A 15,442-nucleotide genomic window follows, 5' to 3' on the forward strand; every position below is an offset into this window, starting at 1 on the left:
GGAAGCCTGCAGACGCAAACCGCGCATTGTAGTCGCCCGCGGGCGCCGCCCGCGGCATCATGTGCGGATGCCAGATTCCCCTTCCCTACCCCGCCTCGCGGTGATCGGCGGCGGTCCCGCCGGCCTGATGGCGGCCGAGGCCGCGCGCGCGGCCGGCGTGGACGTGCATCTGTTCGAAGCCAAGGGCTCGGTGGGGCGGAAATTCCTGATCGCCGGCAAGGGCGGATTGAACCTGACCCACGGCGAGCCGCGCCCCGGCTTCGACGCGCGCTACCGCGAGCGCGCCGCGGCGGTGGGCCGCTGGCTGGATGCCTTCGACGCCGACGCCCTGCGCGCCTGGGCGCGCGGACTGGGCGTGGACACCTACGTCGGCAGCTCCGGGCGGGTATTCCCGCTGGATCGCAAGGCTGCGCCGCTGCTGCGCGCATGGGTGCGGCGGCTGAAGGAGGCCGGCGTGCAGATGCATGTCCAGCATCGATGGCAAGGTTGGGACGAAGCCGGCAGGCTGCGTTTCGACGCCCCCTCCGGCAGCACCGCGTTCGACGCCGATGCCGTGGTGCTGGCGCTCGGCGGCGGCAGCTGGCCGCAGCTGGGCTCCGACGGCGCCTGGGTGGCGTCGCTCGCAGCGCACGGCGTGGACGTCGCGCCCCTGCAGCCCGCCAACTGCGGCTTCGATGTCGGCTGGAGCGCCCTGCTGGCGGAGAGGTTCGCCGGCGCGCCGCTCAAGCCCGTGGTGGCGCACTGGCAGGACGCCACCGGTGCCGCGCACGCGCTGCAGGGCGAATGCGTGCTCACCGCAACCGGCATCGAAGGCAGCCTGGTCTACGCCATTGGCGCCGACCTGCGCGTCGCCATCGCCCGCGACGGCAGCACGCTGCTGCATCTGGACCTGGTGCCCGGCCGCGACCTCGCGCGCCTAGAGGCCGACCTGTCGAAACCCCGCAAGGGCCGCAGCCTGGGCGAACACCTGCGCCGGCAGGCCGGGCTCGATGCCGCCAAGTCCGCGCTGGTGTTCGAAATGCTGGACAAGGCCGCCCAGCAGGACATGGCCCGTCTCGCCGCCACCCTGAAGCGCCTGCCGCTGAGGCTGCTCAACCCGCGACCGATGGCCGAGGCTATCTCCACCGCGGGCGGCGTGCGGTTGGAGGCGCTGGACGACGCGCTGATGGTGCGCAACCGCCCCGGCCTGTTCTGCGCGGGCGAAATGCTGGACTGGGACGCGCCGACCGGCGGCTACCTGCTCACCGCCTGCTTCGCCAGCGGTCTGCTGGCCGGCCGGGGCGCATCGGCGTGGCTTCGCGCACGCACGGCCCACGGCACCTAATCGCGGCAGCCCTCGGCGGCTGGAGCTACCAGAGCACCCGACCAGCGACCCCAACCGGCCGCCATGACACGGCCGTCGAGACGCTTACGCGTGGTCCGGCCGCATGTACGGGAACAGCAGCACGTCCCGGATCGAGCTGGAGCCGGTCAGCAGCATCACCAAGCGGTCGATGCCCACGCCCAGGCCGCCGGTGGGCGCCAGGCCCACTTCAAGCGCCCGGATGTAGTCGGCGTCGTAGTGCATGGCCTCGTCGTCGCCGCCCGCCTTCGCCTCGACCTGGGCGCGGAAGCGCGCGGCCTGGTCCTCGGGATCGTTGAGCTCGGAAAAGCCGTTGGCCAGTTCCTTGCCGCCGACGAACAGCTCGAAGCGGTCGGTGATGCCCGGCTCGCTGTCGGACTCGCGCGCCAGCGGACTGACTTCCACCGGGTAATGGGTGATGAAGGTCGGCTGGATCAGCCCGCTCTCGACGGTCTTCTCGAAGATCTCCAGCAGCAACTTGCCCCAGCCGTAGCCGGGCTTCACCGGGATCTTCAGGCGGGCGCAGTGCGCGGCCAGCGCCTCACGGTCGCGGCAGTCGGCCATGGAGATCTCCGGATTCAGCTCGCGCACCGCCTCCTCCAGCTTCCAGCGGCGGAATGCCGGGGCCAGGTCGATGCGGTGGCCATCCCACTCGAACACGGTGGTGCCCATCGCCTCCAGGGCGACGTCGCGCATCATCGCCTCGGTCAGGTCCATCACCTCGGTGTACGTGGCGTAGGCCTCGTACAGCTCCAGCATGGTGAACTCGGGGTTGTGGCGGGTGGACACGCCTTCGTTGCGGAAGTTGCGGTTGATCTCGTAGACGCGCTCCAGGCCGCCGACGACCAGGCGCTTGAGGTAGAGCTCCGGCGCGACCCGCAGGAACAGCTCCAGGTCCAGCGCGTTGTGATGGGTCACGAACGGGCGCGCCGTGGCGCCGCCGGCGATGTACTGCATCATCGGTGTTTCCACTTCCAGGAAGCGGCGCGCGTCCAGCCAGTGGCGGATCGCGCGGACGATGCGCGAGCGGGCGATGAAGACCTCGCGCGCCTCGGGGGTCACGATCAGGTCGACATAGCGCTGGCGATAGCGCTGCTCCACGTCGCTCAGGCCGTGGAACTTGTCCGGCAGCGGCCGCAGCGACTTCACCAGCAGCCGCAGCGAGGCCGCCTTGACCGACAGCTCGCCGGTCCTGGTGCGCATCAGCCCGCCCTCGGCGGCCACGATGTCGCCGATGTCCCAGCCCTTGAAGGCCTCGTAGGCCTCGCCCAGCACATTGGCCTGCAGGAACAGCTGGATCCGGCCGCTCATGTCCTGGATGGTGGCGAAGGCGGCCTTGCCCATGACCCGCTTGGCGAGGATACGGCCGGCGATGGCGACGCTGCGGCGAGCGGCTTCCAGCGCCTCGCCGGTCCACTGTTCGGCATCGGCGTATTCGCCCTGCAGGTCGCCTGCAAAATCGCCGCGACGGAAGTCGTTGGGGAACGCGCCGCCGCGCTCGCGCAGCGCGGCCAGCTTGGCGCGGCGCTCGGCGATCAGGTGGTTTTCGTCGACGGGCGGGGAGGCGGTGGTGTCGTTCATCGGGAATCCGTCACGCGCGCGGACGGCAGCGGCGTGCTACAGGGGGAATCGGGGGGCGTGCAGACCCCGAAGGATACCAGAGCGACCGCGGCAACCCGCGATGCAGCGGCGCCGGCGGCGCCCCGGCACGCATCCTGCATGGCGCTTGCCAACGCCACGATTCCGACACCATGCGCATCCTCGCCCTCTTCCTGCTGCTCTCGGTCGGCTTGCCGCTGGCGGCCAACCCCGCCACCGCCAGACAGACAGCACCGCCGCAACCCGGAAGCCAAGGCCAGCTGGCCCAGTGCATGACCCTGCAGGGCAGCCTGTCGCGTCAGACCACCGCGCTGGCGGAGCTGCAGGCGCAAAGCCAGGCGCTTTCCAACCAGCGCGAGCTGGAGCGGATGCGCAACGCAAGCCGCATCCAGGCGCTGGAGAACGAAAAGGCGCGGCTGCTGTCGGCGGCGGTGATCGCCGTGCTGATCCTGCTGCTGGCGGCGGCCACCGGCTTCGGCCTGCTGCTGCGCCGGCGCCACCGGCAGCTGCGCCGGCTCAGCGAGATCGACGTGCTGACCGGCCTGGGCAACCGCCGCGCCGCCGCGCGCAAGCTCGACGCAATGACGATCCAGCGCGGCCCGGAAGGCACCCGCCACGTGCTGTTCCTGATCGACGTCGATCATTTCAAGCAGATCAACGACGGCCACGGCCATCATGTGGGCGACGAGGTGCTGGTCGCCCTGGCGGCCAAGCTCAAGGCAGCATGCCGGCCCACCGACCTGGTGGCCCGCTGGGGCGGGGAGGAATTCCTGGTGGCCTGCGCCAGCCTGACCCGCGAGCAGGCCGAACAGGTCGCCACCCGGTTGCGCCGCGCCATGGCCCACACGCTGGAAACCGCGCATGCGACCCGGCTGGTCACGGTGTCGCTGGGCCTGGCGCCGATCCCGTTCTTCGACGGCGGCAATGATCCCGCGGCCGCCAGTTGCTGGGACTACGCGCTGCGCATGGCCGACCGCGCGCTGTATGCGGCCAAGCGCCACCGCGATGCCTGGGTGGGCTACTGGGGCGCGCAGCTGCCCGACAACGCCACCGCGGAAGCGGTGCTGGAACAGCCGGAAGCGGCCGAAGGCATCATCACGGTGATGTCCAGCGTGCCTCGGATCGTGGCAACGTCGATGACGGTCGCCCGCGCGCGCAGCCTCAGGGCACTGCGCGGGCAGGGGTAAGCCGGCTCAGGCCGCGTCGTTGCGCTTGGCGCCGGCCTCCAGGCCGGACTTCAGGCTGGCCTCGACGAACTCGTCGAGATCGCCGTCCAGCACCTTCTGCGTATCGCTGCGCTCGATGCCCGTGCGCAGGTCCTTGATCCGGCTCTGGTCCAGCACGTAGTTGCGGATCTGGCTGCCCCAGCCCACGTCGGACTTGGTCGCTTCCAGCGCGTCCTTCTCGGCGTTGCGCTTCTGCACTTCCAGCTCGTACAGCTTGGCCGCCAGCATCTTCATCGCGCGGTCGCGGTTGGCGTGCTGGCTGCGCTCGGTCTGGCAGGCCACCACCGTGTTGGTGGGCACGTGGGTGATGCGCACCGCCGACTCGGTCTTGTTGACGTGCTGGCCGCCTGCGCCCGAGGAACGGTACACGTCGGTCTTCAGGTCGGCCGGGTTGATCTCGATGTCGATGTCGTCGTCCACTTCCGGCGACACGAACACGCTGGTGAAGCTGGTGTGGCGGCGGTTGTCGGAATCGAAGGGGCTCTTGCGCACCAGCCGGTGCACGCCGATCTCGGTCTTCAGCCAGCCATAGGCGTACTCGCCTTCCACCCGGAAGGTGGCCGACTTGATCCCGGCCACGTCGCCGCCGGAGGCCTCCAGCAGCTCGGTCTTCCAGCCGCGCGACTCGCACCAGCGCAGGTACATGCGCAGCAGCATTTCCGCCCAGTCCTGCGCCTCGGTGCCGCCGGCGCCGGCCTGGATGTCGACGAACGCATTGCAGCTGTCCATCTTGCCGGAGAACATGCGCTGGAACTCGATCGCCTCCACGCCCTTCTCGTACTGGTCGACGTCGGCCACCACCGCCTGCGCGGTGTCCTCGTCGTCCTCCATCTCGGCCAGCTCCAGCAGCTCGCCGGCGCTGACCAGGCCATCGGTCAGGTTGCGGATGCCGTTGACGGTCTTGTCCAGCAGCGACCGCTCGCGGCCCAGCGCCTGCGCGCGGGCGGGGTCGTTCCAGACGTCGGGATGTTCCAGTTCGCGTTCTACTTCTTCCAGGCGTTCGCGCTTGGCGACGTAGTCAAAGATACCCCCGGAGCGCATCGAGCCGACCGGTCAGGTCGGCGATGCGGGCTCGGATGGGATTGAGCTCGATCATGGGAAACCGCGTATTCGGGTGAATAGGGCATTTTAGCAGCGCGTGCGGCCCATCACGTCGCCTCTGGCGCTCACGCGCGCTTTTTGCCTCTTCGCTCAGACTGGGTGCAAGTTTCGAGGAGACGAACATGAGCCATACCACGCATTTCAAGGTGGGCGACCACGTGCGCTGGAACTCGGAAGCCGGCCATGTCAGCGGCCGCATCGTGAAGGTGCATACCGCCGATTTCGACTACAAGGGGCATCGGCACCATGCCTCCGGCGACAAGCCGCAGTACGAGATCAAGAGCGACAAGACCGATCACGTCGCCGCGCACTACGGGGCGGCGCTGACCAGGATCGACTGAGGTCAGCCTTCCAGGCCCGCCCGCTGCCGCAGGTCGGCGCGGTAGGTGCGGCTGCACGGCAGCTTCGCCCCGTCCTGCATGTGCACGCGGGCGTCGCCGGTGTCCAGCGGTTCGATCGAGGCGACGCGGTCGAGGTTGACCATGTAGCTGCGGTGGACGCGGGCGAAGCGGGCCGGATCGAGCTTCGCCTCGATGCCGCCGAGGGTGCTGCGCAGCGGGTAGTCGTGGCCGCGCACCCGCAGGTTCACGTAGTTGCCGGAGGCTTGCAGCCATTCGATGTCGTTGGCGGCCACCAGGAACTCGCGGCCCAGCTTGCGCACCAGGAAGCGCTCGGGCCGGTCCACCGGCTCCACCGGCGGGCCTTCGTCGGGCAGCGACAGCAGCATCGCCTCGCCTTGCAGGCGGCGCAGGACCAGACGGTAGGCCTCGATGGTCAGGACCACGCCGGCATAGGAGCGGACGTCCTTCAGGTATTCGTAGCCGAACTCCCACCACCAGGGGGTGAAGTCGTAGCTGTCCCCGACGCTGGCGTAGGCCGCCTTGCGCAGGACCACCATCCCGGCCACGTGCAGGATCGACCAGGCCAGGCTGCCCAGCAGGTGCAGGGCGAGCAGCCGCCGCCAGTCTTCGAACCGCAGCGGGAAGCGGCGGGTGAACCAGGCCACCGCCGGCACCAGCGCCAGCGCGACCAGCGCCGAGCTGGTCTCCCAGACCGCCGGCTGCCAGGCGCTGAACCCCAGGTGCAGCCGGCGCACGTCCATGTTCACGGTGATGCTGTTGGCCAGCGCCGATATCAGGTACTGGGCGACCCAGAACCCGACCTCGACGCCGCGGCGCCAGGGCTGGTAACGCTGGTAGAGGGTCGCAGCGGCCGGTTGCATCCGCGCATTGTAGGGGGCCGGCCGATCGCTCCGTCCCCGATTCGTCCCCGCGCTCCGCGGCCCGTCCCAAACCCGCGTCACACGGTCACTCCGGAGTGGCGGGCCCGCCAGCGGGACAGGACGCTGGCCGCTCCTTCGCAATGGCCATCCTCATGCAACGCCGCCTCGACATCGACCGGGTTCGCGTCCTCGCCTTCGGCCTGCTGGTGCTCTACCACGTGGGCATGTACTACGTGAGCTGGGACTGGCACGTCAAAAGCCCCCATGCCGGCCCCGCGCTGGAACCGCTGATGCTGCTGACCAGCCCGTGGCGGATGTCGCTGCTGTTCGTGGTTTCGGGCGTGGCCACCGCCTTCCTGCTGGGCAAGGCGAAGCGGGGCGACGGGCGCTTCCTCGGCCCGCGCTCGTGGCGGCTGCTGCTGCCGCTGCTTTTCGGCATGTACGTGGTGGTGCCGCCGCAGGTCTATTACGAGCTGGTCGAAAAAGTGCCGGGCAGCTTCCACGCCGGCTACGCTGCGTTCATGGGCACTTACCTGCGCGGCGGCGACTTCTACTGCGTGGCGCCGGGCGACTGCGTGGACGGCCCCACCTGGAACCACCTGTGGTTCCTCGCCTACCTGTGGGCCTATACCCTCGTCCTCTGGCTGCTGCTGAAGCTGGCGCCGGCGGCGATGCAGTCCTTCGGTGGCTGGCTCGGAAGACGGCTGTCAGGACGCGGCGCACTGCTCTGGCCGATGGCCTGGCTGGCGCTGGCGCGGCTGGCGTTGGCGGGGCGCTTCGAATCCACCCACGACCTGGTGGACGACTGGTACAACCACGCGCAATACCTGCCCATGTTCCTGCTGGGCTACCTGCTGGCGTTCTCGGCCGGGTTCTGGGAAGCGCTGCAGCGCCATCGCAAAGCCGCGCTGGGCATCGCCCTCGCCGGCTACGCCGTGATCGCCGGCGTCTGGTACTTCTCCGGCTACAGCGACGAAGTGCCGCCTCCCGAGGCCCTGCGCCTGCTGCTGCGGCTGATCTGGGGCATCAACCAGTGGTGCGCGATCGCGGCCATGTTCGGTTACGCCTACCGCCTGCGCGATGTCGACAGCCCCGTCCTGCGCTACCTGGCGCCGGCGGTGTTCCCGGTCTACATCCTGCACCAGACCGTCATCGTCGCACTGGCGCATACGGCCAAACCGCTGGCCCTGCCGCCGCTGCTGGAAGGCCCGCTGCTGGTGGTGCTGACCTTCGCGGCGTGTTTCGGAGGTTACGAGCTGATCCGCCGGGTGCCGGTGCTGCGGCCGCTGTTCGGCCTCAGGCGGGAAGCGACGCGGCTGCCGCTTCCCGATGCACCACCACGAGCTGGATAGCATCCCCGCCGCGATAGTCGTCCGGCATCAGCCGGTAGGCGACATGGATGCGCCGGCCCGGCTCCTCGCCGTTCCAGCCGTTGAAGTGGATGGCGTTGCAGCGGCGCCCGCCGAGGCCGAGTTCCAGCTTGAGGTGGCGCTCCTTCAGCACGCGGAAGCCCAGCACCTCGAACTCGCCGTCGAACAGCGGCTCGGGGTAGCCCTGCCCCCAGTGGCCGCCGTCGCGCAGCGCCAGCGCGACATCCGCCCGCAAGTCGTCCGCACGCAGTTCGCCGTCGCTGTGCAGCTCCTCGGTCAGCAGCGCCGGATCCAGCCACTCGCGCGCGACCTGCACGAAGGCGTCGCGGAACGCGGGGAACGCATCGCGCGGCAGGCTCAGGCCCGCCGCCATCGCGTGGCCGCCGAAGCGCGGCACCAGGCCGGGGTGGCGGGCATCGACCAGCGCCAGCGCGTCGCGGACGTGGAAGCCGGGAATCGATCGGGCCGAGCCCCGCAGCATGTCGCCGCCCGGCTCCGCCGGGGCAAACGCGATGGCGGGCCGGTGCAGGCGCTCCTTCACTTTCGAGGCCACCAGCCCAACCACGCCCGGGTGCCAGTCGGGGTCGAACAGGCAGGCGGCATGGGTGGCGTCGATGCCGTCCAGGCGGCCGTCGGCCACGTCCTGCATGTCCGCCTGTAGCGCGCGGCGTTCGTCGTTGATGCCGTGCAGGATGGTGGCCAGTTCGCGTGCCTGCGTCGCATCGTCGGTGAGCAGGCATTCGATGCCGATGCCCATGTCCTCCAGCCGGCCTGCCGCGTTGATGCGCGGGCCGATGGCGAAGCCGATGTCGGCGGTGGACAGGGTGGCGTCGCGCCGGCCCGAGACTTCGATCAGGGCGCGCAGTCCCGCGCAGCCCTGCCCGGCCCGCAGCCGCCGCAGCCCGGCCCCGACCAGCGCGCGGTTGTTGGCGTCCAGCGGCACCATGTCAGCCACGGTGCCCACCGCGACCAGATCCAGCAGACCGGACAGGTCAGCTTTCGACCCCAGCGCGGCGCGCAGCGCCAGCAGCAGGTAGAACACCACGCCCACGCCGGCCAGCGCCTTGCTGGCGAAGCCGCAGCCCGGCTGGTTCGGGTTGACGATGGCGTCGGCCGGCGGCAGCGCAGGGCCCGGCAGGTGGTGATCGGTGACCAGGACCTGCCAGCCGCGGGCCTTGGCCGCGTGGATGCCGGCGTGGCAGGCGATGCCGTGGTCCACCGTGACCACGAGATCAGGCTGTAGCGCCGCCAGCTCCTCCACCAGCCCCGGTGTCAGCCCGTAGCCGTGGACGATGCGGTTGGGCACCGCGTGGGAGACCCGGCGCGCACCCAGCAGGCGCAGCCCGCGCACGCCCACCGCGCAGGCGGTGGCGCCGTCGCAGTCGAAATCGCCGACCACGAGGATGTGTGCATCCGCGTCGATCGCCGCGCGCAGCAGCCCCACCGCGGCGTCGATGCCCAGCAGGCCAGAGGGCGGCAGCAGGTCCGCTAGACGCGGCATCGCGGCGCGGGCGTCACTGCCGCGCGCGGCGTGCACGCGGCGCAGCAGCGCCGGCCAGTGCGCGGGCCAATCGCCGCTGGGCTCCACCGCCGGGCGCCGGACGATGCGACGCACTTCGCTCATGCGTGGAAAGCCGCCAGTGGCCGGCGCCAGACGCGCCAGCGCTGGCTCGGCCGCAGCGCGAATGCCAGGCCGTCGGCGAAATCGAACATCGCCTCCCCGCCCGCCAACGCCGGCAGCAGCCAGCGCTCCACCAGCCCGCGCACGTCGCGCTGGCCGCGCAGGTCGATCAGCGCATCTCCGTCGATCCCGGGAGTTGCGGGCAGCGGCATGCCCTGCAGCTTGCCCAGTCGCGCCGCGCCGAGCACCGCGGGATCGTCGGAATACACGGTCGGCGCAGCCGCCGAGACGGCGTCGGGCAATGTCCCGCCGCCCCAGAGCCACAGGCTGTTGATGGGCACCCGGCCGGAGGCAAGGCGCGCCGCGTTGTGCGGGTGGTTGTGCAGGACGATCTGGACTTCGCTCTCCAACGCCCGCCAGCGCCGCGCGGCATCGCCGCGGGGCGTGTGGTCGAACACATCGTCGCCCAGCGCGTCGTGCGGGGACGAGAACGCCGGCAACGGCGTGCCTGCCGCCAGCCGCAGGTACCAGCGCGCCGGGTGCGGCGCATCGAGCTGTAACCCGGCATCGCCGAACAGCGGCCGCAGCGCCGGCAGCAGCGCATCCACGTCCGCCTGGTCAATGCCGACGGTTGCGCCTACCCCCAGCAATCGCGCGCCGTTGATGTCGGGGCGCACGTGGGCGGGATCGGCGCGCAGCCATGCGCTCCTTCTCGCATCGTCCTCGCCCGCATCCAGCAGGCGCGTCAACGCGGCCGCCGGCCAGCCCTGCGGCAGCAGCGTCAGGTAGCGGGCCAACTGCGCCGCCTCGCCGGCGTCCGCCTGCGCGCGGTCGGCACGCCCGAGCGCCTTCGCCAGCGCAGGCGGCATGGCGACGCCGGCGAACCGCGAGGCCGCCGGCAGCAGCAGCGTCAGCCGCCCCACGGTTCAGCCCTTGTAGGCGACCGAGACGATCTCGTATTCGCGGGTGCCGGCCGGCGCTTCGATGGTGATTGTGTCACCCTCGCTCTTGCCGATCAGCGCGCGCGCCACCGGAGACGAGATCGCGATCAGCCCCTGCTTGATGTCGGCTTCGAGGTCGCCCACGATCTGGTAGGTCTTTTCCTCGTCGTTCTCGCAGTCCACCACCACCACGGTGGCGCCGAACACCACCTTGTCGCCGGCATCCAGCTTCGACACGTCGATGATCTGGGCGTGCGACAGCTCCGCCTCCAGCTGCTTGATGCGGCCTTCGATGAAACCCTGCTGCTCCCGCGCCGCGTGGTATTCGGCGTTCTCCTTGAGATCGCCGTGAGCGCGCGCCTCGGCGATCGCCTCGATCACGGCGGGACGCTTGACCGACTTCAGTTCCTCGAGCTCCGCGCGCAGGCGCTGCGCGCCCTTGGCGGTGATGGGGGCACGGCTCATGCCAGCTCCTTGTGCAGTTCCTGCAGCGAGAGCACGTCGCCCTGGCCGCGGTGGTCCAGTGAATGCAGCAGCGCATTGGCGCCCGCCACGGTGGTGGAATACGTCACGCGCGCCTGCAGCGCCTCGCGACGGATCGAGAAGGAATCGGAGATCGCCTGCCGCCCCTCGGTGGTGTTGACGATGTAGCAGATCTCCCCGTTCTTGATCAGGTCGACGATGTGCGGGCGGCCCTCGGCCACCTTGTTGACCTGCTCGCAGGCCACGCCGTTGGCGCTGAGGAAGCTGGCGGTGCCGCTGGTGGCAACGATGCTGAATCCGCGCTCGATCATGTACTTGGCCACTGAGAGTACGCGCGCCTTGTCCGGGTCGCGCACCGAGATGAAGGCCTTGCCCGGCGCTGGCGCCTTGATATTCGCGGCCTCCTCGGCGCGCGCGAACGCGGCCTCGAAGCTGCGGCCCACGCCCATCACCTCACCCGTGGAACGCATTTCCGGGCCGAGGATCGGGTCGACGTTCTGGAACTTGGCGAACGGGAACACCGCCTCCTTCACCGAGTAGTACGCCGGCACGACTTCCTCGGTCGCGCCCTGCTCGGCCAGCGTCATCCCGGCCATGCAGCGCGCCGAAATCTTCGCCAGCGGGCGGCCGGTCGCCTTGGACACGAACGGCACGGTGCGGCTGGCGCGCGGGTTCACTTCCAGCAGGTAGATGGTGTCCGCTTCATCGCCTTCGGCCATGCCCACCTGCACCGCGAACTGGGTGTTCATCAGGCCGATGACATGCAGCGCCTTGGCCAGCGCCACCACCTGCTCGCGCAGGCGTTGCTGGGTGCGCGCGGACAGCGAGTACGGCGGCAGCGAGCAGGACGAGTCGCCGGAGTGCACGCCGGCTTCCTCGATGTGCTCCATCACGCCGCCGACCAGCACGTTGCCGTCGCGGTCGGCGATCACGTCGATGTCCACTTCCACCGCGTTGTCGAGGAAGCGATCCAGCAGCACCGGGGAATCGTGGCTCACCTTCACCGCCTCGCGCATGTAGCGCGCCAGGTCGGCATCGGCATGCACCACTTCCATCGCGCGGCCGCCCAGCACGTAGCTGGGGCGCACCACCAGCGGATAGCCGATGTCGCGCGCATGCGCCAACGCTTCCTCGGCGCTGCGCGCGGTGCGGTTCGGCGGCTGCTTCAGGCCAAGCTCATCGACCAGCTTCTGGAAACGCTCGCGGTCTTCGGCCAGGTCGATGGAATCCGGCGAGGTACCGATGATCGGCACGCCGTTGGCTTCCAGCGCCTTCGCCAGCTTCAGCGGCGTCTGCCCGCCGTACTGCACGATCACGCCCTGCGGCTTCTCCAGCTCCACGATCTCCAGCACGTCTTCCAGCGTCAGCGGCTCGAAGTACAGGCGGTCGGAGGTGTCGTAATCGGTGGAGACGGTTTCCGGGTTGCAGTTGACCATGATGGTTTCATAGCCGTCCTCGCGCAGGGCGAGCGCGGCGTGCACGCAGCAGTAGTCGAACTCGATGCCCTGGCCGATGCGGTTGGGGCCACCACCCAGCACCATGATCTTCTTTCGATCGGACGGCGCGGCCTCGCATTCGTCCTCGTACGTCGAATACAGGTAGGCGGTGCCGGTGGCGAATTCGCCGGCGCACGAGTCCACGCGCTTGTACACCGGGCGCACGCCGAACGCCTTGCGCAGCGCGCGCACCGCGGTTTCGTTGGTGCCGGCAAGCATCGCGATGCGGGCGTCGGAGAAGCCCATGCGCTTGAGCGCGCGCAGGCGCTTCGCATCCAGTCCATCCAGGCCGCGATGCACCACGTCCACTTCGGCGTCGATCAGCTCCTCGATCTGGTCGAGGAACCACGGATCGACGAAGGACAGCGCATGCACGTCTTCCACGCTCATGCCGGCGCGGAACGCATCCGCGATATGGAAAATCCGCTCCGGGCCGGGCTCCTTCATCTCGCGGCGCAGCGCCAGCAGGCCGTCCTCGCTGGCCAAGTCCAGCCCGGTCGGGTCGAGGCCGGTCTTGCCGGTCTCCAGCCCGCGCAGCGCCTTCTGCAGCGACTCCTGGAAGCTGCGGCCGATGGCCATCACCTCGCCCACCGATTTCATCTGGGTGGTCAAGCGCGCATCCGCCGCCGGGAACTTCTCGAACGCGAAGCGCGGGATCTTGGTGACGACATAATCGATGCTCGGCTCGAACGATGCCGGGGTCAGTCCGCCGGTGATCTCGTTCCTCAGCTCATCCAGCGTGTAGCCGACGGCGAGCTTGGCGGCGACCTTGGCGATCGGGAAGCCGGTGGCCTTGGACGCCAGCGCCGAGGACCGCGACACGCGCGGATTCATCTCGATGACGACCACGCGGCCGTCCTTGGCATTGATGCCGAACTGCACGTTGCTGCCGCCGGTATCGACGCCGATCTTGCGCAGCACCGCGATGGAGGCATCGCGCAGGCGCTGGTATTCCTTGTCGGTGAGGGTCTGCGCCGGGGCGACGGTGATGCTGTCGCCGGTGTGCACGCCCATCGCGTCGAAGTTCTCGATGCTGCACACGATGATGCAGTTGTCCGCGGTGTCGCGGACCACTTCCATCTCGAATTCCTTCCAGCCCAGCACCGACTCCTCGACCAGGACTTCGCTGGTGGGTGACAGCTCGAGGCCGCGCTTGACGATCTCCTCGAACTCCTCGCGGTTGTAGGCGATGCCGCCGCCGGTGCCGCCGAGGGTGAACGAGGGACGGATGATGGTCGGGAAGCCGACCTTGGCCTGGATCTCCACCGCCTGTTCGTAGGTCTTGGCCACTTCCGACCGCGGGCTCTCCAGCCCGATCTCGGTCATCGCCTGCTTGAACAGCTCGCGGTCCTCGGCCATCCGGATGGCGTCGCGCTTGGCGCCGATCAGCTCGACGCCGTATTTCTCCAGCACGCCGTTGTCGGCCAGGTCCAGCGCGCAGTTCAGCGCGGTCTGGCCGCCCATCGTCGGCAGGATCGCGTCGGGCTTTTCCTTGGCGATGATCTTCTCGACCGTCTGCCAGTTGATCGGCTCGATGTAGACCGCATCGGCCATGTCCGGGTCGGTCATGATCGTGGCCGGGTTGCTGTTCACCAGCACCACCCGGTAACCCTCCTCGCGCAGCGCCTTGCACGCCTGCGCGCCGGAGTAGTCGAACTCGCAGGCCTGGCCGATGACGATCGGGCCGGCGCCGATGATGAGGATGGTCTTGAGGTCGGTGCGCTTAGGCATTGTTGTTCTTCTCCATCAACGCAACGAAACGGTCGAACAGCGGCGACAGATCCTGCGGGCCCGGGCTGGCTTCCGGATGGCCTTGGAAGCTGAACGCCGGCGCGTCGGTCAGCGCGATGCCCTGGTTGGTGCCGTCGAACAGCGAGCGGTGGGTGACCCGGGCGTTCGCCGGCAGCGTGGCCTCGTCGATGCAGAAGCCGTGGTTCTGCGAGGTGATCAGCACGCGGCCGCTGTCGAGGTCCTGGACCGGGTGGTTGGCGCCGTGGTGGCCGTGCGGCATCTTCATGGTCTGCGCGCCTACCGCGAGGCCCAGCAGCTGGTGGCCCAGGCAAATGCCGTACAGCGGGATCTTCGCCTCGATGAATTCGCGGATCGCTGCGATCGCGTAGTCGCAGGGCGCCGGGTCGCCGGGGCCGTTGGACAGAAACACGCCATCGGGCTGCATCGCCAGCACTTCGGATGCCGGCGTCTGCGCCGGAACCACGTGCACGTCGCAGCCGCGCTCGGCCAGCATGCGCAGGATGTTGCGTTTGGCGCCGAAGTCGTAGGCAACGACCTTGAACTTCGGCTCGGTGCGCACGAACGCATTGCTGTCGAGATCCAGCTGGCCCTCGCTCCAGCGGTAGGGTTCGGTGGTGCTGACCACCTTGGCCAGGTCCATGTCCTTCAGGCCGGGGAACTTGCGCGCCGCCTCGATGGCGTGCTCGACGTCCAGCACCTCGTCATGGCTGGCCGCCGCCAGCAGCGCCGCGTTCTGCGAGCCGCGCTCGCGCAGGATGCGGGTCAGCTTGCGCGTGTCGATGCCGGCGATCGCGCGGATGCCGCGCGCCTGCAGCCAGTCCGGCAGCGCCACCTGGCTGCGCCAGTTGCTCGGCCGACGCGGCACGTCGCGCACGATCAACCCGGCCGCCCAGGCCTGCGCGGCCTCGTCGTCCTGGTCGTTGCAGCCGGTGTTGCCGATATGCGGATAGGTCAGCATGACCAGCTGCCGCGCATAGGAGGGATCGGTGAGGATCTCCTGGTAGCCGGTCATCGCGGTGTTGAACACCGCTTCGCCCACGGACAGGCCGGGCGCGCCCACGGAAATGCCCTCGAAGACCGTTCCGTCTTCAAGCGCGAGGATGGCGGGATTATTCAAGTGCATCGCCTTGCGTCAGGTTGCAAGAAAGCGCCGAAGCGGGGCTGCCGGTTCGGAGCTGAGGGGGTTAGGCGAGCGGGAATTGTACCGATGCGGCCGCGTCGGCGCCAGCGTCGCGAGGTCCGCAGGCGGCTTGCCGGACGCGCGCAACCGCTCTGCGCAGGGCGGCGAC

At 69.5% G+C, this 15,442-nt stretch carries 12 protein-coding genes; 4 read left to right on the top strand and 8 right to left on the bottom strand.

What is annotated here, in order from left to right; genetic code table 11:
- The first annotated feature begins 67 nt into the window (after window positions 1-67).
- The gene (locus SPK54_RS01075; RefSeq protein WP_330946091.1) at window positions 68-1,324 is read left to right on the top strand and encodes a TIGR03862 family flavoprotein; all 1,257 of its coding nucleotides are present in this window, start codon (window positions 68-70) and stop codon (window positions 1,322-1,324) included.
- A gap of 84 nt (window positions 1,325-1,408) precedes the next feature.
- Here SPK54_RS01075 and lysS read toward each other — a convergent pair whose 3' ends face one another.
- On the bottom strand, window positions 1,409-2,923 hold the full coding sequence (gene lysS, locus SPK54_RS01080; protein WP_330946092.1) for a lysine--tRNA ligase: 1,515 nt from the start codon (window positions 2,921-2,923) through the stop codon (window positions 1,409-1,411).
- Window positions 2,924-3,093: 170 nt separating this feature from the next.
- On the opposite strand from lysS, the gene SPK54_RS01085 reads away from it, so the two are divergent.
- A complete protein-coding gene (locus tag SPK54_RS01085; RefSeq protein WP_330946093.1) occupies window positions 3,094-4,128 on the top strand; it encodes a GGDEF domain-containing protein in 1,035 nt (344 codons plus the stop codon).
- Between the two features lie 6 nt (window positions 4,129-4,134).
- Here SPK54_RS01085 and prfB read toward each other — a convergent pair.
- A protein-coding gene (prfB, locus tag SPK54_RS01090; protein WP_330946094.1) for a peptide chain release factor 2 occupies window positions 4,135-5,263 on the bottom strand; the annotation gives its coding sequence in 2 pieces (ribosomal slippage) (window positions 4,135-5,187 and window positions 5,189-5,263; 1,128 coding nt in all).
- Between the two features lie 127 nt (window positions 5,264-5,390).
- On the opposite strand from prfB, the gene SPK54_RS01095 reads away from it, so the two are divergent.
- Window positions 5,391-5,609 carry a DUF2945 domain-containing protein gene (locus SPK54_RS01095; protein WP_330946095.1) on the top strand — a complete coding sequence of 73 codons (219 nt, stop codon included), beginning with the start codon at window positions 5,391-5,393 and terminating at the stop codon, window positions 5,607-5,609.
- 2 nt (window positions 5,610-5,611) lie between these two features.
- Here the strand turns inward: SPK54_RS01095 and SPK54_RS01100 are convergent, their stop codons facing one another.
- Window positions 5,612-6,490 (bottom strand): LytTR family DNA-binding domain-containing protein, encoded by an 879-nt coding sequence (locus SPK54_RS01100; protein WP_330946096.1) that lies wholly within the window; start codon window positions 6,488-6,490, stop codon window positions 5,612-5,614.
- A 152-nt stretch (window positions 6,491-6,642) separates the two neighbouring features.
- On the opposite strand from SPK54_RS01100, the gene SPK54_RS01105 reads away from it, so the two are divergent.
- Window positions 6,643-7,842, top strand: a complete 1,200-nt coding sequence (locus SPK54_RS01105; protein ID WP_330946097.1) for an acyltransferase family protein — start codon at window positions 6,643-6,645, stop codon at window positions 7,840-7,842.
- On the opposite strand, the gene recJ is transcribed toward SPK54_RS01105, so the two are convergent.
- Genes recJ through carA form a run of 5 tightly spaced genes read right to left on the bottom strand, consistent with a single transcriptional unit; the run spans window position 7,787 to window position 15,270 of the window.
- Window positions 7,787-9,484: a single-stranded-DNA-specific exonuclease RecJ gene (gene recJ / locus SPK54_RS01110; protein WP_330946098.1), complete on the bottom strand. Its 1,698-nt coding sequence runs from the start codon at window positions 9,482-9,484 to the stop codon at window positions 7,787-7,789. The genes SPK54_RS01105 and recJ overlap by 56 nt on opposite strands.
- Window positions 9,481-10,404 (bottom strand): phosphoglycerate mutase, encoded by a 924-nt coding sequence (locus tag SPK54_RS01115; RefSeq protein WP_330946099.1) that lies wholly within the window; start codon window positions 10,402-10,404, stop codon window positions 9,481-9,483. The genes recJ and SPK54_RS01115 overlap by 4 nt, the downstream gene beginning before the upstream one ends.
- 3 nt (window positions 10,405-10,407) lie before the next feature.
- Complete coding sequence (gene greA / locus SPK54_RS01120) at window positions 10,408-10,872, bottom strand: transcription elongation factor GreA (protein ID WP_330946206.1); 465 nt, start codon at window positions 10,870-10,872, stop codon at window positions 10,408-10,410.
- 11 nt (window positions 10,873-10,883) lie between these two features.
- Complete coding sequence (gene carB / locus SPK54_RS01125) at window positions 10,884-14,132, bottom strand: carbamoyl-phosphate synthase large subunit (protein ID WP_330946100.1); 3,249 nt, start codon at window positions 14,130-14,132, stop codon at window positions 10,884-10,886.
- A complete protein-coding gene (gene carA, locus SPK54_RS01130) occupies window positions 14,125-15,270 on the bottom strand; it encodes a glutamine-hydrolyzing carbamoyl-phosphate synthase small subunit (RefSeq protein WP_330946101.1) in 1,146 nt (381 codons plus the stop codon). The genes carB and carA overlap by 8 nt, the downstream gene beginning before the upstream one ends.
- Between the last annotated feature and the right edge of the window lie 172 nt (window positions 15,271-15,442).

Source organism: Thermomonas sp. LB-4, assembly GCF_036409385.1.
Classification (GTDB): Bacteria; Pseudomonadota; Gammaproteobacteria; order Xanthomonadales; family Xanthomonadaceae; genus Thermomonas.

Bases quoted from the DNA above. Each gene is read 5' to 3' on its own strand.
- SPK54_RS01095 (WP_330946095.1), top strand. From the start codon at position 5,391: ATGAGCCATACCACGCATTTCAAGGTGGGCGACCACGTGCGCTGGAAC.
- SPK54_RS01100 (WP_330946096.1), bottom strand. From the start codon at position 6,490: ATGCAACCGGCCGCTGCGACCCTCTACCAGCGTTACCAGCCCTGGCGC.
- SPK54_RS01075 (WP_330946091.1), top strand. From the start codon at position 68: ATGCCAGATTCCCCTTCCCTACCCCGCCTCGCGGTGATCGGCGGCGGT.
- recJ (WP_330946098.1), bottom strand. From the start codon at position 9,484: ATGAGCGAAGTGCGTCGCATCGTCCGGCGCCCGGCGGTGGAGCCCAGC.
- SPK54_RS01105 (WP_330946097.1), top strand. From the start codon at position 6,643: ATGCAACGCCGCCTCGACATCGACCGGGTTCGCGTCCTCGCCTTCGGC.
- carB (WP_330946100.1), bottom strand. From the start codon at position 14,132: ATGCCTAAGCGCACCGACCTCAAGACCATCCTCATCATCGGCGCCGGC.
- SPK54_RS01085 (WP_330946093.1), top strand. From the start codon at position 3,094: ATGCGCATCCTCGCCCTCTTCCTGCTGCTCTCGGTCGGCTTGCCGCTG.
- lysS (WP_330946092.1), bottom strand. From the start codon at position 2,923: ATGAACGACACCACCGCCTCCCCGCCCGTCGACGAAAACCACCTGATC.